This is a genomic window from Streptomyces sp. Y20, assembly GCF_043195475.1.
Lineage (GTDB): Bacteria > Actinomycetota > Actinomycetes > Streptomycetales > Streptomycetaceae > Streptomyces.
The window spans coordinates 68,528-89,667 of sequence record NZ_JBIDDP010000002.1; the positions used below are offsets into that span (position 1 = coordinate 68,528).

Genomic DNA, 21,140 nt, shown 5'->3' on the forward strand with positions numbered 1-21,140 from the left:
CGACCGCACAGCCTTGTCGTCCGCGTCCCGCTCTCCTCGCCCACCCGCTCCGGCAACCACGGGGGGCGCGGCGACCGAGTGGCCGGCCGACCGAGCCGCACCACCTCACCTCCAGCCCTGAGGAGCCGTCATGAACACCACACCCACACCCGACGGCCACTCCGGCGCCCCCGACGAACCGGGAGGCTCCGGCGCCCCGGCCACACCGGTACCGCTCACCGAGTCGGTCCCCCAGCAGAAGCGGCGGGACGCGGACCTCACGCGACGGACCGAGCCCGGCACCGATCCCCTGGAGAGCCCCGATCCCCGCACCGCGGCCCAGGCCGCCGCGGTGGAGAACCTCCTGCGCTGCTGGGTCCGTGAGACCGGCCTCGCCGCCCCCACGACCGGCAGCCTCCACATCCCGCTGCCCGCCAGCGGCACCGCCCTGACCGTGCCGGTCCGCTACTGGTCCCCGACGGGCTGGCACCGCTTCGGCCCTCCTCGCTTCACCGCCGCTCCCGAGACCGCGCCGCCCGTCGACGCCGTCACACTCGCGGCACTCCTCGTCCGGGAACCAGCCGATGCCCAGAGCAGCGCCATCCGCCCCTCGCAGCACACCGCCGCCGGCCCGGACGACGACGACGTGGTGGCACGAGTGGCCGACTCCGTCCGCCGCACGGCAGCCTTCATCCGCCACCGGCGCGACCACCCCGCCGACGCCCCCGACCTCTTCCTCAGCGCCGAACAGTCCCTCGTCCTCGGCCACCCGCTGCACCCGACCCCGAAGAGCCGGGAAGGCCTGACCGAGGCCGAGGCCGACCGGTACTCACCCGAGCTGCACGGCTCCTTCCCCCTGCACTGGATGGCGGTCGCCCCCTCCGTCCTCGCAACCGACTCCGCCTGGACCGAACGCGGCCGTCCCGTCCCCGCCGGCCACCTCGTCCGACGTCTCGCCGGAACCGGGCTCCCGCTGCCCGACGGCTACACCGCCCTGCCGCTGCACCCCTGGCAGGCCCGCGAGGTACGGCACCGCCCGGCCGTCGCCGCCCTCCTCGACTCGGGCCTCCTGCGCGACCTCGGCCCGCTCGGCGCTCCCTGGCACCCCACCTCCTCCGTACGAACCGTCCACCGGTCCGGCGCCCCCGCGATGCTCAAGCTGTCGCTGGGCCTGCGCATCACCAACTCCCGACGGGAGAACCTGCGCAAGGAACTCCATCGCGGAGTCGAGGTGCACCGGCTGCTGCGCACCGGCCTGGCCGAGCAGTGGCAGGCCGTGCATCCCGGCTTCGGCATTGTCCGCGACCCCGCCTGGCTCGCCGTCGACGACCCGGACGGCCTGCCCGTGCCGGGCCTCGACGCGGTGGTCCGGCACAACCCGTTCGCCCCGGCCGACGACGCCGGCTGCGTCGCCGGACTGCTCTCGCCCCGTCCCTCTGCCGGGCAGACCGTCATGCCTTCGCGGGGACAGGCGACCTGGCCGATGCGCTCCCGGCTCGAACGACTCGTCGGGCGGCTCGCCGCACGCACCGGCCGGCCGGTCGGCGCGGTCGCCACGGAGTGGTTCCTCCGTTACCTGGAGCACGTCGTCCGTCCCGTGCTCTGGCTGGACGGCGAGGCCGGCATCGCCCTGGAGGCCCACCAGCAGAACACCTTGCTCCTGCTCGACCGCGACGGCTGGCCCGCCGGTGGCCGCTACCGTGACAACCAGGGGTACTACTTCCGCGAGTCCCGGCGAGCCGAACTGGACGCCCGGCTGCCCGGTATCGGTGAGCACAGCGACACCTTCGTCCCCGACGAGGTCACCGACGAACGCTTCGCCTACTACCTCGCCGTCAACAACGTGCTGGGCCTCATCGGCGCCTTCGGCTCCCAGCACCTCGCCGACGAGCGGCTGCTCCTCGCGGCCTTCCGCCGCTTCCTCACCGACCTCGCCACGGGACCCGCCCCGCTGCGCAGCTCCCTGCCAGGCCGCCTGCTCGACTCACCCGTCCTGCGCTGCAAGGCCAATCTGCTGACCCGGCTGCACGGCCTCGACGAACTCGTCGGCCCGGTCGACACCCAGTCCGTCTACGTCACCATCGCCAACCCCCTCCATTGCTGAGCGCGACGCTCCAGGGCGCCCCCTGGGCGGAGCACACCCACCTCGTCTCCTGAGGAACATGACCCACCTCGTCTCCTGAGAGGAGCGCACCGTGCCTCCCACCGACGCCTGCGCCGCAACCAGCCCCGCCCGTGCCCACCAAGGCTGCGCCGGCCCCGGAACGGACACCGCGGCACCCCGCAGCACACGCTTCCGCCGGTTCACCGTCGAGGACGACGACCCGGACAGCGAGGACACGCTGGACCTGCGTCTGCCCGCCGACTTCATCGCCTTCTGCGCCGCAACGACGGTCGGCCTGCTCGATCGGCCCTCCGCCTGGGGGCCGGTCGCCACCTCGGCCGGCACCTTCCGGCTCATGCCCGTACACATCGAGCACGACCTGCCGCTCGTCCACCGCTGGATGAACGACCCCGCCGTCGCCCCATTCTGGGAACTGGACGGACCCCCGCGCCGGACGGAGGACCACCTGCGGACCCAACTGGCCGGCGCCGGACACAGCGTGCCGTGCCTCGGCGTACTGGACGGCACCCCCATGAGCTACTGGGAGATCTATCGCGCGGACCTGGACCCACTGGCCCGCCACTACCCGGCCCGTCCGCACGACACCGGGATCCACCTCCTCGTCGGTGGTGCCGCCGACCGCGGGCGGGGGCTGGGATCCGTCCTGCTCCGGTCCGTGGCCGACCTGATCCTCGACCGCCGTCCCGTCTGCGCACGTGTCGTAGCGGAACCCGATCTGTGCAACACCCCCTCCGTGGCCGCGTTCTTGAGCGCGGGCTTCCGGTACGCGGCCGAGGTCGACCTGCCTGCCAAGCGGGCCGCCCTCATGATCCGGGACCGGGTCCTGCGCCATGTCTTGTAGCACTCGGTCATCGAGCGCTCACCATGAGATACGAACGGCGGGCTCACGGTGTTCCCGCGACCGGAAAAACTTCCCACCTCACCCACGCACCTCAACGACCCATCCGGGTGACCGGTCTGTCCATCCCGCCCATCGACCCCACCCGCACCACCAGGAGCCCCCGGTCGTGATCCCGTCCCCTCTCCCCGTCACGAGACCCCGTTTGTCAGTGCAGGGCCGTAGGGTGGTCGGGCTATGACGAAGCCCTCACTCCCCGAACTCCTGCATGCCGCCGTCACTGCCGTCGGCGGTACGGAGCGCCCCGGCCAGGTCACCATGGCCGAAGCGGTCGCCGAGGCGATCGACGACGGATCCCACCTGCTGGTCCAGGCCGGCACCGGCACCGGAAAGTCGCTGGGCTATCTCGTGCCCGCGCTCGCGCACGGAGAACGGGTGATCGTCGCGACGGCCACACTCGCGCTCCAGCGGCAGCTCGTGGAGCGCGACCTGCCGCGCACGGTCGACGCCCTCCACCCGCTGCTGCGCCGCCGTCCGGAGTTCGCCATGCTCAAGGGCCGGTCGAACTACCTGTGCCTGCACCGGCTGCACGAGGGCATGCCGCAGGACGAGGAGGAGGGCCTCTTCGACCAGTTCGAGGCCGCCGCTCCCACCAGCAAGCTGGGCCAGGACCTGCTGCGCCTGCGGGACTGGGCGGACGAGACCGAGGACGGCGACCGGGACGATCTCAGCCCCGGTGTCTCGGATCGCGCCTGGGCGCAGGTGTCGGTGTCGTCCCGGGAGTGTCTGGGCGCGACGAAGTGCGCGTACGGCGCCGAGTGCTTCGCGGAGATGGCCCGCGAGCGCGCCAAGCTCGCCGAGGTCGTGGTCACCAACCACGCCCTGCTGGCCATCGACGCCATCGAGGGCGCCCCGGTGCTGCCCCAGCACGAGGTGCTGATCGTGGACGAGGCGCACGAACTCGTCTCCCGTGTCACCGGTGTCGCCACCGGCGAACTCACGCCCGGCCAGGTCAACCGTGCCGTGCGCCGAGCCGCCAAGCTCGTCAACGAGAAGGCCGCCGACCAGCTCCAGACCGCCGCCGAGGGCTTCGAGCGGCTCATGGAGCTGGCGCTGCCGGGCCGCCTGGAGGAGATCCCGGAGGACCTCGGCTACGCCCTGATGGCGCTGCGCGACGCCGCCCGTACGGTCATCTCCGGGATCGGCGCGACGCGCGACAAGTCCGTCCAGGACGAGGACGCGGTCCGCAAGCAGGCGCTGGCCTCCGTGGAGTCGGTGCACGACGTGGCGGAGCGGGTCGTGAACGGCTCGGAGTGGGACGTCGTCTGGTACGAGCGGCACGACCGTTTCGGCGCCTCCCTCAGGGTCGCCCCCATGTCGGTGTCGGGGCTGCTCAGGGAGAAGCTCTTCGCCGACCGTGCCGTCGTCCTCACCTCGGCGACGCTCAAACTGGGCGGCGACTTCAACGGGGTCGGGGCCTCCCTGGGGCTCGGGCCGGAGGGCGCGGAGGGCGAGGACCTGCCGAAGTGGAAGGGCGTCGACGTCGGCTCGCCCTTCGACTACCGCAGACAGGGCATCCTGTATGTCGCCAAGCACCTGGCGCGCCCCGCGCGGGACGGCGACCGGACCGACATGCTGGACGAGCTGACCGAGCTGATCCAGGCGGCCGGCGGTCGCACCCTCGGACTGTTCTCGTCCATGCGGGCCGCTCAGCTCGCGGCGGAGGAGCTGCGCTCCCGGATCCCCGAGTTCCCGATCCTCCTCCAGGGCGAGGAGACGCTCGGCGAACTGATCAAGAACTTCGCGGCCGACCCGAAGACCTGCCTCTTCGGCACGCTGTCGCTGTGGCAAGGGGTCGACGTCCCCGGACCCAGCTGCCAGCTGGTCGTCATGGACAAGATCCCGTTCCCGCGTCCCGACGATCCGCTGATGAGCGCGCGCCAGAAGGCGGTGGAGGACGCGGGAGGCAACGGGTTCATGGCGGTGGCCGCGACACACGCCGCCCTGCTGATGGCGCAGGGCGCCGGCCGTCTCGTCCGGGCCTCCGGCGACCGGGGCGTGGTCGCCGTACTGGACCAGCGGCTGGCCACCGCGCGATACGGCGGGTATCTGAAGTCGTCCCTGCCGGACTTCTGGTACACCACGGACCGAAACCAGGTCCGCAGGTCACTGGCGGCGATCGACGCGGTGGCGCAGCAGGCCGAGACCCAGCAGGCGGAGACGGAGCGCGCGGCGACGTGACCGTGGGGTGGTCCGACCGAATCGATCGGACCACCCCACGATGGCAGCCGTCCGTACGGCCACCCGGGACGGGCAGGACCCCGGAACCGGCGCAGAGGTTCCGGGGCCCGGTCAGGGAGCGAGCCGTCGGGGCCCACCTGCCGCGTTCGTCACACGCGGCGCAGCACCGCGACGACCTTGCCCAGGATCGTCGCGTCGTCGCCGGGGATCGGCTCGTAGGCGGCGTTGTGCGGGAGGAGCCAGACGTGGCCGTCCTCGCGCTTGAAGCGCTTGACGGTGGCTTCGCCGTCGAGCATGGCGGCCACGATGTCACCGTTCTCGGCGACCGGCTGGCGGCGCACGGTCACCCAGTCACCGTCGCAGATCGCGGCCTCGATCATCGAGTCGCCCACGACCTTCAGGACGAACAGTTCGCCGTCGCCGACGAGCTGGCGGGGGAGAGGGAAGACGTCCTCGACGGACTCCTCGGCGAGAATCGGGCCACCGGCCGCGATACGGCCGACCAACGGGACGTACGACGCGGCGGGCTTGCCGGCGGTGTCCGTGGGCTGCACGGTCACGGCCTGGTCGGAGCCTCGCACCTCGTACGCGCGCGGACGGTGCGGGTCGCGACGCAGGAACCCCTTGCGCTCCAGTGCCATCAGCTGGTGGGCGACCGACGACGTGCTCGACAGGCCGACGGCCTGGCCGATCTCCCGCATCGACGGTGGGTAGCCCCGCCGCTGCACCGAGTCCCTGATGACCTCGATCACCCGGCGCTGCCGGTCCGTGAGCCCCGAGCTGTCCGCCCGAATGCCGGGAGGTCGGCCCGGCAGGGAGCGCTTCTGTCCCTCGGGATTCGTCACTTCGTTCATCACGTGCATCGGCTCGACTCGGCCCTGGGAGCGGTCCTGGGCGGTGATGGTGGCACTGTCTGCGGTGGTGGTCACGGCGGCCCCTCTCGATGGTCTCCCTGCTGCACAACGGTAGTTGCTTTCGAAAGGTTGCGCCAAACACACGTTCGAGTGAAAAAGTCCGTTTCACGTGACGTGATCACGTGTCTGGGTGTATGGCTCACGCGACACTTGGCGGACAAAAGCGCCCATTGCTGTACTCTTCACCGCCGGGGTCGCCGACCTTGTGGGTCGCGCCCCCAGTCTGCCATCCGGAACCCCGCGATCCGGGATCCGGGGCCCTTCGGTGCCGGAGTGCCATGCCTCCTCCGTGCGGCGCCCACGCTATCCCGGTATGCGCCGCGACGGTACGGGTACGCGTGCGCGTGTCCGGCCGGTCGCCGCCGATGCCGGATCCACCGTTCCGCCGTGACACGCGTATCCGCCTGGGCGTATGAGTCAATCCCCACATCTAGTGCTTGGATGGCTACAGCAGCCCACAAGTTGTGGTCCCCGGGTCTGAAACGGCTTCGCGATCGCCTATGCTTAGGGCTGCTTCGCGGGGCCCGTGGGTCCGGTGAGGTCAATGAGACTGCTGTGAGGAGGGTTGGAGATCATGCACTGCCCCTTCTGCAGGCATCCCGACAGCCGCGTGGTCGACAGTCGTACGACCGACGACGGCACGTCGATCCGCAGGCGCCGCCAGTGCCCCGACTGCTCCCGTCGTTTCACGACCGTGGAGACGTGCTCGCTCATGGTGGTCAAGCGGTCCGGGGTCACCGAGCCGTTCAGTCGCGCCAAGGTCATCAACGGCGTGCGCAAGGCGTGCCAGGGGCGGCCCGTCACCGAGGACGCACTCGCCCAGCTCGGCCAGCGGGTCGAGGAGGCGGTGCGCGCCACCGGGAGTGCCGAGCTGACCACCCACGACGTGGGCCTGGCCATACTCGGCCCCTTGCAGGAACTCGACCTCGTCGCCTACCTGCGGTTCGCCTCCGTCTACCGGGCGTTCGACTCGCTCGACGACTTCGAGGCCGCGATCGCGGAGCTGAGGGAGGCCACGCGAGGCCCCGCCGCGGACGACCAGGACGCGGGAGTGGGGATCCAGGAAGCTGACTGCGGGCCCGGCGGGACCACCCAGGTTCCGGCGCCCGCCCACGCCGCCGACTGACCGGCGGGCCGGGAACCGGGACGAGACCTGGATTCCGGCCGGGAGGCGGCCGACAAAGACCTGTTGCGGGCGGCAGCTGAGGGTGCCCGCAACACACGACAGAACACCGTGCCACGGGAACAATCGGGGCACTTTTGGGCGTTTCGCCCGTACCAGGGAGGCGGCATGACAGAGACGGCGAGCGGTCCGGCACGAGGTTCCCGAGCCAAGGGCGGCAAGGCGGGGAACAAGGGGCTGCACATCGAGCGCATCCACACCACCCCCGGCGTGCACCCGTACGACGAGGTGAGCTGGGAGCGCCGTGACGTCGTCATGACCAACTGGCGCGACGGCTCGGTCAACTTCGAGCAGCGTGGCGTCGAGTTCCCCGACTTCTGGTCGGTGAACGCGGTCAACATCGTCACCAGCAAGTACTTCCGGGGTGCCGTGGGCACTCCGCAGCGCGAGGTCAGCCTCAGGCAGCTGATCGACCGCATCGTGAAGACGTACCGGAAGGCCGGCGAGGACCACAAGTACTTCGCCTCGCCCGCCGACGCCGAGATCTTCGAGCACGAGCTGGCCTACGCCCTCCTGCACCAGATCTTCAGCTTCAACAGTCCCGTCTGGTTCAACGTCGGCACCCCGCAGCCCCAGCAGGTCTCCGCCTGCTTCATCCTTTCCGTCGACGACTCCATGGAGTCGATCCTCGACTGGTACAAGGAAGAGGGCATGATCTTCAAGGGCGGCTCCGGCGCCGGCCTGAACCTCTCCCGCATCCGCTCCTCCAAGGAGCTGCTCTCCTCCGGCGGCAACGCCTCCGGCCCGGTCTCCTTCATGCGTGGCGCCGACGCCTCCGCCGGCACCATCAAGTCCGGCGGTGCCACCCGGCGCGCCGCCAAGATGGTCGTGCTCGACGTCGACCACCCCGACATCGAGGACTTCATCGAGACCAAGGTCAAGGAGGAGGAGAAGATCCGCGCCCTGCGCGACGCGGGCTTCGACATGGACCTGGGCGGCGACGACATCACGTCCGTCCAGTACCAGAACGCCAACAACTCGGTGCGTGTCAACGACGAGTTCATGACGGCGGTCGAGAAGGGTGGCAAGTTCGGCCTGCGTGCCCGCATGACCGGTGAGGTCATCGAGGAGGTCGACGCCAAGTCCCTCTTCCGCCGGATGGCCGAGGCCGCCTGGGCCTGTGCCGACCCGGGCATCCAGTACGACGACACCATCAACAACTGGCACACCTGCCCCGAGTCCGGCCGGATCACCGCGTCGAACCCGTGCAGCGAGTACATGCACCTGGACAACACGTCCTGCAACCTGGCCTCGCTGAACCTGATGAAGTTCCTCAAGGACGACGGCAAGGGCCACCAGTCCTTCGAGACCGAGCGCTTCCAGAAGGTCGTCGAGCTGGTCATCACCGCGATGGACATCTCGATCTGCTTCGCGGACTTCCCGACCCAGAAGATCGGTGAGAACACACGCGCGTTCCGCCAGCTCGGCATCGGCTACGCCAACCTCGGCGCCCTGCTGATGGCCACCGGCCACGCCTACGACTCGGACGGCGGCCGCGCCCTGGCCGGCGCCATCACCTCCCTGATGACGGGTACGGCCTACCGCCGCTCCGCCGAGCTGGCCGCGGTCGTCGGCACCTACGACGGCTACGCCCGCAACGCCGACGCCCACAACCGCGTCATGAAGCAGCACTCCGACGCCAACGGCACGGCCGTGCGCGTGGACGACCTGGACACCCCGGTGTGGGCCGCCGCCACGGAGGCCTGGCAGGACGTGGTGCGCCTCGGCGAGAGAAACGGTTTCCGCAACTCCCAGGCGTCCGTCCTCGCCCCGACCGGCACCATCGGTCTCGCGATGTCCTGCGACACCACGGGCGTCGAGCCCGACCTCGCCCTGGTCAAGTTCAAGAAGCTCGTCGGTGGCGGCTCGATGCAGATCGTCAACGGCACCGTCCCGCAGGCCCTGCGCCGCCTGGGTTACCAGGAGGAGCAGATCGAGGCGATCGTCGCCCACATCGCCGAGAACGGCAACGTGATCGACGCCCCCGGCCTCGCGCACGAGCACTACGAGGTGTTCGACTGCGCCATGGGCGAGCGCGCCATCTCCCCGATGGGTCACGTCCGCATGATGGCCGCCATCCAGCCGTGGATCTCGGGCGCCATCTCCAAGACGGTCAACATGCCGGAGACGGCGACCGTCGAGGAGGTCGAGGAGATCTACTTCGAGGCCTGGAAGCTGGGCGTGAAGGCGCTCGCGATCTACCGCGACAACTGCAAGGTCGGCCAGCCCCTCTCCGCGAAGACCAAGGAGAAGGAGAAGGCCGAGGTCACGGAGAAGACCGAGGCGGCCATCCGCGAGACGGTCGAGAAGGTCATCGAGTACCGCCCGGTCCGCAAGCGCCTCCCCAAGGGTCGCCCGGGGATCACCACCTCCTTCACGGTCGGTGGCGCCGAGGGTTACATGACGGCCAACTCCTACCCGGACGACGGTCTCGGCGAGGTCTTCCTGAAGATGTCCAAGCAGGGCTCCACCCTCGCGGGCATGATGGACGCCTTCTCCATCGCCGTCTCCGTCGGCCTCCAGTACGGCGTGCCGCTGGAGACGTACGTCTCGAAGTTCACCAACATGCGCTTCGAGCCGGCCGGCATGACGGACGACCCCGACGTGCGGATGGCGCAGTCGATCGTCGACTACATCTTCCGCCGCCTGGCGCTGGACTTCCTGCCCTTCGAGACGCGCTCCGCGCTCGGCATCCACTCCGCCGAGGAGCGTCAGCGTCACCTGGAGACCGGTTCGTACGAGCAGTCCCTGGATGACGACGAGGTCGACGTCGAGGGCCTGGCCCAGTCGGCGCCGCTCGCCCAGGAGCTGAAGGCGGTCGCCACGCCGAAGGCCGAGACCGGGGCGGCCAAGCCCGCCCCGAAGCAGGCCCACACCAGCGCCGAGCTGGTCGAGATGCAGATGGGTATCCAGGCCGACGCCCCGCTGTGCTTCTCCTGCGGTACGAAGATGCAGCGGGCCGGTTCCTGCTACATCTGCGAGGGCTGCGGCTCGACCAGCGGTTGCAGCTGACCGCCAGCCGCTAGGGACCTGACACGTGGTCCCCGCTGCAGAAGGGGCGCCGGCCACACGCCGGCGCCCCTTCTGCCGTCACCGCGTCAGGGCCGGCGCGCTCTGCCCATGACCTGGGTGAAGGCCGCCGGATCCTCGTCGAAGCCGTGCACGCCGGGACGCAGGGTCCACTCGCCGGAGTCGTCACGCACGAACTCGGCGATCGTCGCCGCGGTCGCCCCGAGGACCGACCCGAAATCGTCCTCCGAGAGGACCGTATATCCCTCCCGGACGCGCACGGCCGGATTCAGCACGTCGGCGAACGTCTTGGGCCCGGGCCGCTGCTGGATGACGACCCCCACCACCACGCGCGCGTACCGGCTGTCGAGTCGTTCCAGTTCCAGCATCATGACCTCGTCCCAGCCGAAGCCCCTGCCGTCGGCGCTGTCGCGGTTGAGGAAGATCGTGCCGTCCGGTGAACGGCTGTCGAAGTGCACCAGATAGGCCGGAGTCCCGTAAGCGTCGGCCGACACGAACGTCGCGGCGATGATGTCGAGATCGGTCGGCGGCCGTCCCGCCGGACTGGGATCCCACTTGAGCGCGACCTCGGCCTTGCGGATTCCCTTGCTGAAGCCGGTCATCAGGCTGCCCCTTCCCCCTGTGGCTCGCTCGCCCCCAACTCCTGTGAGTCGGACGCTCCTTGCCCATCGTGCCACGTGCGTGGGGGCGCACGCCCGGGCGTGGTCCACCGGAGCGGGACCGGCGCCACGCCCGGTGGCCTTACGATGGCGCGGTGCTGGTCAAGTGGATTCGCTGCACCGTGGTCGACCGCCGCGGTTTCGAGCGCGGGCAGCGGAAATGGGCGGGGCTGCCGGGGGAGCCGGGTTTCCGGGGGCAGGGCGGGGGGTGGAGCCGGCAGCGGCCGGGAGTGGCGCACGTCTTCGCCTTCTGGGAGAGCCGCGCCTTCTACGACTCCTTCATGGCCCGTTCCCATGACCGGCTGGCCGCCGCCCAGTCCGGCACCTTCAAGGACGCCCAGGTCAGGCTGTTCGAGTACCGCTTCGATGTGAAGACGGGCTTCGAGCCGCGCTTCACCGACGCCGATCTCGTCCGGGTGGCCCTGTGCCGGATCCACGAGGAGCGCGTGGAGCATTTCACGCTGATGCAGGAGAAGGTCTGGAACCCGGCCATGGCCGGTTCGCCCGGCATGATCCGTGGCATGTTCGCCGAGGCGCCCGAACAGGAGTTCATGATCCTCTCGATGTGGCGGTCGGCGGCCGAGCACGGCAAGTACCGCACCGAACGCATCGAACGCCTGGCCCTGCGCGCCCAGACCGAGGCGGACGTCGCGGCGCTCTCCGGCGACATCGTGGAACTGGAGCCGTCCTGGACTGTCTGAGGTCCCACCGGTCGGTTGGAGAACCGGACGTACATCCCGAAGGCATCGCACCGCCATCACGGAAGCGGCCGCGGCGTGGAAACCATGTGACATACGCCGTATGGAGCCCGTACGAGTGCTCGACCTTCCGCCGTTCGATCTAGGGTTTCGACATGGCACGACCACGGCGCATCGTCCTTGTCCGGCATGGCGAGTCGACCGGCAACATCGACGACTCCGTGTATGAACGCGAGCCCGACCACGCCCTCGCGCTGACCGAGCGCGGCCGGCGGCAGGCCGAGGAGACCGGAGAGCGGCTCCGGAAGCTCTTCGGCGGGGAACGCGTGAGTGTGTACGTCTCCCCGTACCGGCGCACGCACGAGACGCTTCACGCCTTCCACCTCGATGCCGACCTCATACGCGTCCGGGAGGAGCCAAGGCTCCGTGAGCAGGACTGGGGCAACTGGCAGGACCGCGACGACGTGCGCCTGCAGAAGGCGTACCGCGACGCCTACGGCCACTTCTTCTTCCGGTTCCCGCAGGGAGAGTCCGGCGCCGACGTGTACGACCGGGTCGGCGGCTTCCTGGAGAGCCTGTTCCGCAGCTTCGAGGCCCCTGACCATCCTCCGAACGTCCTCCTGGTGACCCACGGGCTGGCGATGCGGCTGTTCTGCATGCGCTGGTTCCACTGGACGGTCGCCGAATTCGAGTCGCTGGCCAATCCGGGGAACGCCGAGATGCGGATGCTCGTTCTCGGGGAGGACGGCAAGTACGCACTGGACCGGCCCTTCGCGCGCTGGCGGGAGCCGGTGCGGTACTGGGTCAGCGGATAGAGTGGCAGAGCGATGACCGCTGACTCCTCTTCCCTCGAGCGCTTCGAGCGCGCCTCGGCGAGCCTGCGCGGACTGGCCGTGGGAGACGCGCTGGGCTCCCAGTTCTTCGTTCCCGTGAACTATCCATTGCTGAAGCGCCGGGAACTGCCCGCGGGGCCCTGGCAGTGGACGGACGACACCGAGATGGCCTGCTCCGTGCTGGCCGTCCTCGCCGCCCACCAGCGGATCGACCAGGACGCGCTCGCCCGCTCCTTCGCCGAGCACCACGACTTCGACCGGGGCTACGGTCCCGCGGTCAACCGCTTGCTGCGTCTGGTCCGGGAGGGCGGGGACTGGCGTGAGCTGGCCGCCGGACTCTTCAACGGCCAGGGGTCCTGGGGCAACGGCGCGGCCATGCGGATCGCCCCCCTGGGCGCCTGGTACGCGGACGATCCCGAGCAGGCGACCCACCAGGCGGAGATCTCGGCCTATACGACACACCAGCATCGGGAGGCCGTGGTCGGGGCCATGGCGGTGGCCGCGGCGGCGGCTCTGGCCGGTTCGCCCGACGGGCCGCCCAGCGGCGAGGCACTGCTCGACGGCGTCATCGCGCTCGTGCCGAAGAGCGCGGTCGGCCAGGGCCTCCGCCGCGCCCGGGACATGCTCGACTACGGCGACCCGGGCACCGTCGCGGCCGTGCTGGGCAGCGGACGCCGCACGACCGCGCATGACACCGTCCCCTTCGCCCTGTGGTCCGCCGCGCGGGCCCTCGGTGACTACGAGACGGCGTTCTGGACGACAGCCCAGGTGGGTGGGGACGTGGACACGACCTGCGCGATCGTGGGTGGCGTGCTGGCCGCGGGCAAGTCCGGGGCACCGCCCGCCGAGTGGGTGCGGCGCACGGAGTCGCTGCCGGGCTGGGTGCCCGCGGGGCTCTGACGCGTCCCCCGCCGCGGTGGTAACGGAGAACACTCCGTGTCCGCCGGGAACTCTCCGTGATCGACGCTCGTTCTTCCCGTAGCCGCCGTGCACCGCGTCTTCCCGGCGCAAGGGCGCAACCAAGTGGTGAGCGCGGGAAGCGACACGAGGGAGGAGGGGCGCGGGATGGGTTATGTCCTACTGAGGCTGGGGCTGGCTGCGCCGCTGGTGATCCTCACGTGTGCGCTGCCGGTCCTGATGCCGGTGCCTCCCGTGACCTTGCTGTCCCTCGTGCGGCCGGCCGGTCCGCTGTTCATGCCGGCTGTGCGCGGGCGACGGTCCGGCCGGCCGCGGCTTGGCGCCGTGTGGTCCGGGTCAGCCGATGCCCGGGCTCGTCACACCCGCGAGGGATGCAAGATCGCTCTTGCGGACCCTGATCACCAGCCAAGCGGTGAGGAAGGCGAGCACGGCCATGGCGGCGGCCGGGACGAAGGCCGTGGAGATGCCGTGGGCGAGCACCTCGTGCCCCCAGGGTGCGGGCAACTGGTGCGTCCTGGCGAACTGCGCCTTCTGCTCCGGCGAGCCCTCGGCGAGGAACTTCGGCAGCTGCTTCTTCGCCTCGTCCTTGGCGGCCGAGCCGAAGACGGTCGTCAGGATGGACAGGCCGAGCGAGCCGCCGACCTGCTGCATGGCGTTGAGCAGCCCGGACGCCGCGCCCGCCTCGTGCTGGGCGACGCCGGACACGGCGGTGACGGTGGCCGTCACGAAGTTCAGGCCCATACCGAAGCCGAACACCAGCAGGGGGCCCAGCACTCCGCCGACGTAGGTGCTGTCGGGCCGGATGAACGTCTGCCAGGTCAGTCCGATCACCACGAACGCCGTGCCGCTCATCATGAACGGCTTGGGGCCGAAGGCCGGCAGGAAGCGCTGGGACAGCCCCGCGCCGACCGCGATCGCCACGGTGACGGGAAGGAAGGCGACACCGGCCTGGACGGCGCTGTAGCCGAGCACGTTCTGCACGAACAGGACGATGTAGAAGAACATGCCGAACATCGCCGCGGCCAGGCTGAGCATGATCACGTACGTGCCCCAGCGGTTCCGGTCGGTGAACATCCTGAGCGGAGTGATCGGCTCCTTCGCCCGCATCTCGGTGAAGACGAAGGCGAACAGCAGGAAGACGGACGCGGCGAACGAGCCGAGGGTGAGACCGTCCCGCCAGCCCTCCTCCGCGGCACGGATGAACCCGTACACGAGCGTGGCCATGCCCGTCGTGGAGGTCAGCGCACCGGTGAGGTCGAAGCGTCCCGGGTGGCGCCGGGATTCGTTGATGTACAGCGGTGCGAGCGACGCGATCAGCACGCCGATGGGCACGTTGACGAACAGCACCCACCGCCAGTCGAGCCAGTCGGTGAGCATGCCACCCGCGAGCAGGCCGATGGCACCACCGCCGGCGGACACGGCCGCGAACACGCCGAAGGCCCGGTTGCGTTCGGGGCCTTCGGGGAAGGTCGTCGTGATCAGCGCCAGCGACGTGGGCGACGCGATCGCGCCCCCCACGCCCTGCAGCGCCCGTGCGGCCAGCAGCTGCCAGGGTTCCTGGGCCAGGCCCCCCAGCAGAGAGGCGAAGGTGAACAGCAGGATGCCGGCCATGAACACCCGGCGCCGGCCGAGGATGTCACCGGCCCGGGCGCCGAGCAGAAGCAGGCCGCCGAAGGTGAGCGTGTAGGCACTGACCACCCAAGTGAGGTCGGTCGTGCTGAACTTGAGGGCGTCTTGAATGTGCGGGAGGGCGATGTTCACAATCGTCGCGTCGAGCACCACCATGAGTTGGCAGGCCGCGATGACGGTGAGCGCGATGCCGGGATGCCCCTCCCGGCGGGCCGTGCCCGGTTTCCGATCGTCCTGGAGCAGCTGAGAGGTCGTCACCATGGGTCCCCCATCGAGGCTTTAGTGAACGCTCGCGTTCACTGTCGCGCCCACGGTAGTGAGTCCCCAACAGTGAACGCAAGCGTTCACTCAAGTGCGTGCCGCGCTTCGCGTCCCCCATCGCTGCGACGCGGCACCCACCACCCCAGAACCCCCGCTTCCCTTTGCATGCTGGAGAAATACAGATGGCTACCTCGCGCTGGACGGCCGCGCCCGCTCGGACGGTTTCCCCTCGTCGGCGCGGTGCGGTGCTGGAGCGCGCGATCCTCGACGCCGCTCTGGAGCAGCTGAGCACGGTCGGCTGGAAGGGGCTGACCATGGAGGGTGTCGCGGCCGGAGCCCAGACGGGCAAGGCCGCGGTCTACCGCCGCTGGCCGTCCAAGGAAGATCTGGTCGCCGACGCGCTGGTGTCCGGGCTGCCCCGGTTGGAGAAGGCGCCCGACCTCGGAAGTGTGCGGGAGGACCTGCTCGCGCTGTGCCGGCAGGTGCGCCGGATCATGTTTTCGCGTCCCGGCGTCGCGCTCCGTTCGGTCATTCACGAATGCGACCAACTGCAGGCGGAGCGCTTCGAGGAGGTGATCGTGGGGAGCGTGGTGGAGCCGACCGTCAAGCTCCTCCGTGCGGTCATCTGCCGTGGCATAGAGCGAGGGGAGGTGCGTATGGATGCGGCCAACGGGTACGTCTTCGACGCCATCCCCGCCATGATGATGTACCGGTCGAAGATGTGCGCCAGTGAATGGAGCGATCGGGACCTCGGCGAGATGGTCGACCAGCTGATGCTCCCGCTGCTGCGCCCCTACGGGACCTGACCGTCCCCTGCGGCGGTCCCTGCGCGGGACGGGCGGACCGGGGTGTCGCGCGGCGATCCGTGCGGCGTAGGCTAAGGGCGCCATGCCGTACGAACCCCCTACACACACTGTCGAGCGCTCCCTGCGCGCCACGACCGGAGCGAAGGTCATAGCCGGTGTCGACGAGGTGGGACGCGGCGCCTGGGCCGGCCCCGTCACCGTCTGCGCGGCGATCACCGGTCTCCGCCGGCCGCCCGAGGGGTTGACCGACTCCAAGCTGCTGACGATCAGGCGGCGCACGGAACTGGCCGAGATCCTCCGGACATGGGTGACTGCCTATGCGCTGGGACATGCTTCCCCAGAGGAGATCGACGGCCTGGGGATGACGGCCGCGCTGCGGCTCGCCGCGGTCCGCGCTCTGGACGCTCTGCCGGTCCGCCCCGACGCCGTCATCCTCGACGGGAAGCACGACTACCTCGGCGCTCCCTGGAAGGTGCGCACGGTGATCAAGGGAGACCAGTCGTGCGTGGCCGTCTCGGCGGCGTCGGTCATCGCCAAGGTTCAGCGCGACAAAATGATGGCCGAACTGGCCGTCGACCATGCAGACTTCGGATTCGCGGACAACGCCGGGTATCCGTCGCCCGTGCACAAGGCCGCACTGGCGGAGCGGGGGCCCACCCCGCACCACCGTTTGTCATGGGCGTATCTTGATGCGTTGCCCCAGTGGCGGCACCTCAAGAAGGTCCGCAGCTGGGCGGACGGAGGCGTTCCGGAAATCGAGGGTCAGCTCGGCTTCGATTTCTGACGGTTCCGCTGGCACTGATGTGCCACCCGGTCATCCGCGCCGCACGAATGTTTGATAAAAATCAGCTCATGCCTCTCATTCCCGAGGAGCCTCAGATTCACGAGAGTGCCCAGGGTCCCCGCGCCACTCCGGCCACCGGCCGTACCGCGCCGACCCCCCGCCCCGTACCCGGCCCCCGTCCAGCGGCTCCGTCCCGCCCCGGTCGTCCCGGCCCTCTGCGGCCCACGCCGCCGGTGCAGCGCACGCCGCGTGACGGGGCTCCGGCCAAGCCGGGCCCGTCCGCTCCGGCCGTCGCCGCCGCTGCGGCGACCCCGCAGATCCAGCTGATCCCGGCCTCGCCCGAGGGTGCGCTCGACGCCGCCGACGAGGCGGTGGACCTCCTCCTGGAATCGGGCCGCGCCCCCGGCGACGTGCTGGTGATCACCACGGGTGCCCAGCACCCGTGGGCCGAGCACGAGCTGTCCTTCGGCGAGGCGTCCTACTGGGCGCAGCACGATGCCGGCGACGACGTCTTCTACGCGGACGCCGCCGTCGCCTCCCGTGCCGCGACCCGCCCGGTGGTCGTCGTGGCTGTCAACGGAGGCCCCGGCTCCGCCGCCGGCTCGGCTCTGCCGCTCGCCCACTCCCGGGCCGGTGCCCTGTTGATCGTCTGCGGCGACCCGCAGACGATCAACTCGGTGCTGGGCGCCGGCGTCTGAGTCGCGTCCGGCACCACGGGGAACCGTGGTGCCGGAATTGCCGCTCCGGCGGGATCCGCACGGTGCGGCTCTCGGCATGCCCGGCCGACGGGCGACGGCCACACCGCTCGCCGGGCGGCTTCCCGGGAAACCGAGCGGTGGAGCCGGAGCCACCGGGCCGCGCTGAGCAAGGCGCCGGGCCGGCGCGCGCGCCGGCCTGAGGGGGAGTCGACCAGAGGGTGAGCCGGGCCCCACAGCGAGCCAGTGCAGTCCGGGCCTGCATGGCAGCAGCGGCGCCCGGGTCGGCGCGCGCCCGCCGGGGCCTGACCGCGCTGCTCTCCGGTCTCGTCCGCACGGGGGGCAGGTCGGCCGCTCGTACTGCCCCGTCGATCAGACCGGCCGTAGCCGCCGCAGTCCGCCCGCGCCCGCGCCGTTCAGCGGGCCGCCGCGCGGCGCAGGACCTCGGAGACCGGTCCGCCGGTGCGTGGCACGAGCGGCGGGGCCTCCGACGTCGCGAAGGGTTCCGGCGCCGAATGCGCGTGGGGATGGCGTCCGCCACGCCCTTCGCCGAGCACGTGCCAGCCGTCCTGCGTCAGCGTGATGTACGCCCCGCAGCGCAGCCCGTGCAGCGTGCAGGCATCGCGCAGTCCCCACATCCACGCGCCGTCCTCCTCCGTCCAACGCCCTTCCCCGTCACGGCAGTAGAGGAGCACGGCCGTGCGTACGGGGGTGCGGCGGCGCAGGTCGTGCGGAATCACCCGGCGGAGCTGGGCGAGCAGGGCGTTGCGGAACATCCAGCCGTCGGCCGGGGCCGGACGAGGCGTGAACGAGGCGCTGGCCCGCAACCGCTCGTCCGGATCGAGAACCGCCACGATCGCCGTGGACGGCTTCGGGTGATGGCGGGCGTGGAGCCCGCTGACGACCTCACGGGGGTTGCGCAGCAGAGGGATTCCTGCGGCGGCCCACTCCGCCGGCTCGAGCAGGCGGCTGGCGGACGCGGCGGACGCGGACGTCGACAAAGAGGCCGCCGAGGACGAGGCGAATCCGAAGGTCACGTTCCTCCCTTCGGCTACGCGCCCATACTGCGGGCGAGGTCGGATTCAAGGGGAGCGCGCACCGCAGGGGAGCCCAGCCTGATCACGGACGAGCCGTGCGGGGAGCGGACCTCAATTGTTCCTGTGGAACTTGGATGCGGCAACGAGCAATTGGGGCCACGGACTGTTATCTGATGGTGCGTGGCTTATATCCCTACCCCAAGGTGAGACCGCCGACGCCTGAGGCGCCCGCCTCCGGCCGGCCGGGCCGCGGCGAGCGCCCGCTGGTCAGCCCTGCACGGCGAGGACGAGCGGCAGTACCCCTTGCGCGCCGGACTTCCTGAGCAGGCGTGCCGCGACCGCCAGGGTCCAGCCCGTCTCCGTGAAGTCGTCGATCAGCAGCACCGGGCCGTGGCCCTCGGTGAGTGCCGTCGCGAGGGTGGGCGGCACCGTCAACGCCCCGTCGAGCGTCTTCAGCCGCTGGGCACTGTTGCTGCGCGGCACCCGGGGCACGTCCCCGTCGTACTCCACGGCGCCGAGCAGGGGGAGCCTGCCGATCTCCGCGATCCGCGCGCCCAGCGAGTGGATCAGCCGCGGTCTGGTGCGCGAGGCGACGGTGACCACGCCCACCGGCCGGGGCGGGGCGTCGGGCGCACCGGAGGCCCAGCCACCGGGTCCTCTGGCCCAGTCGGCCAGCACGTCGACCACGGCTCGTGCCACATCGTCCGGAATGGCGGCATCCGGTGTCTGGGACGCGAGCAGGGGACGCAGCCGGTTGCCCCAGCCGATGTCCGACAGACGTCCCAGAGCCCGCCCCGGCGAGGCCTGCTCACCGGCCGGGATGCGCCCTTTGAGGTTGATGCCGATGGCCGGGAGTCCGGTCGGCCACATGCGGCGGGGCTCCACGTCCACTCCGGCACGGCCCAGGTCGCTCCGTGCGGCGTCCAGGGCCGTCGTGGACAGACCGGCCGTGAAGCGCGGGCCCGCGCAGTTGTCGCAACGGCCACAGGGTTTGGCACCCTCGTCGTCCAACTGGCGCTGGAGGAACTCCATCCGGCACTCGGTGGTGGTCGCGTACTCGCGCATCGCCTGCTGCTCTGCCGCGCGCTGCCGGGCCACCCACGCGTAGCGCTCGGTGTCGTACGACCACGGCTGGCCGGTCGCGATCCAGCCGCCCTTGACGCGGTGCACCGCTCCGTCCACGTCGAGCACCTTGAGCATGGTCTCCAGGCGTGAGCGGCGCAGCTCGACGAGTGGTTCCAGGGCGGGCAGCGACAGGGGTCCCCCGGCCCGGGCCAGGACGTCGAGGGTGCGCCGGACCAGTTCCTCGGAGGGGAAGGCCAGCGAGGCGAAGTACTCCCAGATCGCCTCGTCCTCCTTGCCCGGCAGCAGCAGGACCTCCGCGTTCTCCACGCCGCGGCCGGCACGGCCGACCTGCTGGTAGTAGGCGATGGGGGAGGAGGGCGAGCCGAGATGGACGACGAAACCGAGATCGGGCTTGTCGAAACCCATGCCGAGCGCCGACGTGGCGATCAGCGCCTTGACACGGTTGGCCAGCAGATCGTCCTCGGCCTGCTGTCGGTCGGCGTTCTCCGTCTTGCCCGTGTAGGAGGCGACAGTGTGCCCGCGCTGCCGCAGGAAGGCGGTGACCTCCTCGGCCGCGGCGACGGTGAGCGTGTAGACGATGCCAGAGCCCGGCAGCTCGTCGAGATGGTCGGCGAGCCAGGCCATCCGGTGCGCGGCGTCCGGGAGCGGCAGCACAGCCAGACGCAGACTCTCCCGGTCCAGCGGCCCGCGCAGCACCAGCGCGTCCGACGCGCCGCCCGTGCCGAGCTGCTCGGCTACGTCCGCGGTCACCCGCGCGTTGGCCGTGGCGGTGGTGGCCAGCACGGGGACGCCGGGCGGGAGATCGCCGAGCATGGTGCGCAGCCGGCGGTAGTCGGGGCGGAAGTCGTGACCCCAGTCGGAGATGCAATGGGCCTCGTCCACGACCAGCAGGCCGGTGGCCGCGGACAGCTTGGGCAGGACCTGGTCACGGAAGTCGGGGTTGTTCAGCCGCTCCGGCGAGACGAGCAGCACGTCGACGCCACCGGCCGCGATCTCGGCCTGGACATCCTCCCACTCCTCGGTGTTGGCGGAGTTGATGGTCCGGGCGTGGATCCCGGCCCGGGCCGCGGCCTCCACCTGGTTGCGCATGAGCGCGAGCAGGGGCGAGACGATCACCGTGGGCCCGCTTCCTCTGGCCCGCAGCAGCGAGGTGGCCACGAAGTACACCGCGGACTTGCCCCATCCCGTGCGCTGCACGACCAGGGCCCGGCGCTTGTCGGCGACCAGCGCCTCGATCGCCCGCCACTGGTCCTCGCGCAGCCGGGCGGCGCCCGAGGCATTCCCGACGAGCCGGGCGAGGACGGCGTCCGCCTCTGCCCGGAGATCCGCGTTGCTCGTGTGCTCCATGCGTCCCATACAACAGGACGGGACCGACAAGCGGACGGTCCCGGCCGAGACTGTGGACAACGACCGCGATCTTGTCA

Annotated in this window: 16 protein-coding genes; 11 read left to right on the plus strand and 5 right to left on the minus strand. The window is 70.7% G+C overall.

Annotated features, from left to right (window positions below; genetic code table 11):
* Window positions 1–130: 130 nt before the first annotated feature.
* From ACGFT1_RS05490 to ACGFT1_RS05500, 3 genes are all read left to right on the plus strand, one after another.
* The gene (locus ACGFT1_RS05490; protein ID WP_373907721.1) at window positions 131–2,083 is read left to right on the plus strand and encodes an IucA/IucC family siderophore biosynthesis protein; all 1,953 of its coding nucleotides are present in this window, start codon (window positions 131–133) and stop codon (window positions 2,081–2,083) included.
* A 91-nt stretch (window positions 2,084–2,174) separates the two neighbouring features.
* Window positions 2,175–2,945 (plus strand): GNAT family N-acetyltransferase, encoded by a 771-nt coding sequence (locus tag ACGFT1_RS05495; RefSeq protein WP_373907723.1) that lies wholly within the window; start codon window positions 2,175–2,177, stop codon window positions 2,943–2,945.
* Between the two features lie 234 nt (window positions 2,946–3,179).
* A complete protein-coding gene (locus tag ACGFT1_RS05500) occupies window positions 3,180–5,183 on the plus strand; it encodes an ATP-dependent DNA helicase (protein ID WP_373907724.1) in 2,004 nt (667 codons plus the stop codon).
* Window positions 5,184–5,332: 149 nt separating this feature from the next.
* Here ACGFT1_RS05500 and lexA read toward each other — a convergent pair whose 3' ends face one another.
* On the minus strand, window positions 5,333–6,112 hold the full coding sequence (lexA, locus tag ACGFT1_RS05505) for a transcriptional repressor LexA (RefSeq protein WP_373907725.1): 780 nt from the start codon (window positions 6,110–6,112) through the stop codon (window positions 5,333–5,335).
* 559 nt (window positions 6,113–6,671) lie between these two features.
* Here lexA and nrdR point away from each other — a divergent pair.
* Entirely contained in the window at window positions 6,672–7,223 is a 552-nt protein-coding gene (gene nrdR / locus ACGFT1_RS05510) for a transcriptional regulator NrdR (protein ID WP_373907726.1), read from the plus strand.
* 165 nt (window positions 7,224–7,388) lie between these two features.
* Window positions 7,389–10,292 (plus strand): vitamin B12-dependent ribonucleotide reductase, encoded by a 2,904-nt coding sequence (locus tag ACGFT1_RS05515; protein ID WP_373907727.1) that lies wholly within the window; start codon window positions 7,389–7,391, stop codon window positions 10,290–10,292.
* A gap of 86 nt (window positions 10,293–10,378) precedes the next feature.
* Here ACGFT1_RS05515 and ACGFT1_RS05520 read toward each other — a convergent pair whose 3' ends face one another.
* Window positions 10,379–10,912 (minus strand): TerD family protein, encoded by a 534-nt coding sequence (locus ACGFT1_RS05520; protein WP_373907728.1) that lies wholly within the window; start codon window positions 10,910–10,912, stop codon window positions 10,379–10,381.
* 152 nt (window positions 10,913–11,064) lie between these two features.
* On the opposite strand from ACGFT1_RS05520, the gene ACGFT1_RS05525 reads away from it, so the two are divergent.
* The 3 genes from ACGFT1_RS05525 (at window position 11,065) to ACGFT1_RS05535 (ending at window position 13,400) form a co-directional block, all read left to right on the plus strand.
* The gene (locus tag ACGFT1_RS05525) at window positions 11,065–11,670 is read left to right on the plus strand and encodes a YdbC family protein (protein WP_361998418.1); all 606 of its coding nucleotides are present in this window, start codon (window positions 11,065–11,067) and stop codon (window positions 11,668–11,670) included.
* 152 nt (window positions 11,671–11,822) lie between these two features.
* Window positions 11,823–12,482, plus strand: coding sequence for a histidine phosphatase family protein (locus ACGFT1_RS05530; protein ID WP_373907729.1), 660 nt, complete (start codon window positions 11,823–11,825; stop codon window positions 12,480–12,482).
* Between the two features lie 12 nt (window positions 12,483–12,494).
* Window positions 12,495–13,400, plus strand: a complete 906-nt coding sequence (locus ACGFT1_RS05535) for an ADP-ribosylglycohydrolase family protein (RefSeq protein ID WP_373907730.1) — start codon at window positions 12,495–12,497, stop codon at window positions 13,398–13,400.
* Window positions 13,401–13,754: 354 nt separating this feature from the next.
* Here ACGFT1_RS05535 and ACGFT1_RS05540 read toward each other — a convergent pair whose 3' ends face one another.
* Window positions 13,755–15,305: an MFS transporter gene (locus tag ACGFT1_RS05540; protein ID WP_373908225.1), complete on the minus strand. Its 1,551-nt coding sequence runs from the start codon at window positions 15,303–15,305 to the stop codon at window positions 13,755–13,757.
* A gap of 185 nt (window positions 15,306–15,490) precedes the next feature.
* Here ACGFT1_RS05540 and ACGFT1_RS05545 point away from each other — a divergent pair, with 185 nt between their 5' ends.
* From ACGFT1_RS05545 to ACGFT1_RS05555, 3 genes are all read left to right on the plus strand, one after another.
* The gene (locus tag ACGFT1_RS05545; protein WP_373907731.1) at window positions 15,491–16,114 is read left to right on the plus strand and encodes a TetR/AcrR family transcriptional regulator; all 624 of its coding nucleotides are present in this window, start codon (window positions 15,491–15,493) and stop codon (window positions 16,112–16,114) included.
* Between the two features lie 82 nt (window positions 16,115–16,196).
* Window positions 16,197–16,898 (plus strand): ribonuclease HII, encoded by a 702-nt coding sequence (locus ACGFT1_RS05550; protein WP_361998404.1) that lies wholly within the window; start codon window positions 16,197–16,199, stop codon window positions 16,896–16,898.
* A gap of 68 nt (window positions 16,899–16,966) precedes the next feature.
* Window positions 16,967–17,596, plus strand: a complete 630-nt coding sequence (locus tag ACGFT1_RS05555; protein WP_373907732.1) for a hypothetical protein — start codon at window positions 16,967–16,969, stop codon at window positions 17,594–17,596.
* Between the two features lie 413 nt (window positions 17,597–18,009).
* Here the strand turns inward: ACGFT1_RS05555 and ACGFT1_RS05560 are convergent, their stop codons facing one another.
* Together ACGFT1_RS05560 and ACGFT1_RS05565 are read right to left on the minus strand one after the other, a co-directional pair.
* A complete protein-coding gene (locus tag ACGFT1_RS05560) occupies window positions 18,010–18,630 on the minus strand; it encodes a hypothetical protein (protein ID WP_373907733.1) in 621 nt (206 codons plus the stop codon).
* A gap of 267 nt (window positions 18,631–18,897) precedes the next feature.
* Window positions 18,898–21,063 carry a RecQ family ATP-dependent DNA helicase gene (locus tag ACGFT1_RS05565; protein ID WP_373907734.1) on the minus strand — a complete coding sequence of 722 codons (2,166 nt, stop codon included), beginning with the start codon at window positions 21,061–21,063 and terminating at the stop codon, window positions 18,898–18,900.
* Window positions 21,064–21,140: the final 77 nt, after the last annotated feature.

Bases quoted from the DNA above. Each gene is read 5' to 3' on its own strand.
- ACGFT1_RS05490 (WP_373907721.1), top strand. From the start codon at position 131: ATGAACACCACACCCACACCCGACGGCCACTCCGGCGCCCCCGACGAA.
- ACGFT1_RS05500 (WP_373907724.1), top strand. From the start codon at position 3,180: ATGACGAAGCCCTCACTCCCCGAACTCCTGCATGCCGCCGTCACTGCC.
- nrdR (WP_373907726.1), top strand. From the start codon at position 6,672: ATGCACTGCCCCTTCTGCAGGCATCCCGACAGCCGCGTGGTCGACAGT.
- ACGFT1_RS05515 (WP_373907727.1), top strand. From the start codon at position 7,389: ATGACAGAGACGGCGAGCGGTCCGGCACGAGGTTCCCGAGCCAAGGGC.
- ACGFT1_RS05520 (WP_373907728.1), bottom strand. From the start codon at position 10,912: ATGACCGGCTTCAGCAAGGGAATCCGCAAGGCCGAGGTCGCGCTCAAG.
- ACGFT1_RS05530 (WP_373907729.1), top strand. From the start codon at position 11,823: ATGGCACGACCACGGCGCATCGTCCTTGTCCGGCATGGCGAGTCGACC.
- ACGFT1_RS05535 (WP_373907730.1), top strand. From the start codon at position 12,495: ATGACCGCTGACTCCTCTTCCCTCGAGCGCTTCGAGCGCGCCTCGGCG.
- ACGFT1_RS05545 (WP_373907731.1), top strand. From the start codon at position 15,491: ATGGCTACCTCGCGCTGGACGGCCGCGCCCGCTCGGACGGTTTCCCCT.
- ACGFT1_RS05550 (WP_361998404.1), top strand. From the start codon at position 16,197: ATGCCGTACGAACCCCCTACACACACTGTCGAGCGCTCCCTGCGCGCC.
- ACGFT1_RS05555 (WP_373907732.1), top strand. From the start codon at position 16,967: ATGCCTCTCATTCCCGAGGAGCCTCAGATTCACGAGAGTGCCCAGGGT.
- ACGFT1_RS05565 (WP_373907734.1), bottom strand. From the start codon at position 21,063: ATGGAGCACACGAGCAACGCGGATCTCCGGGCAGAGGCGGACGCCGTC.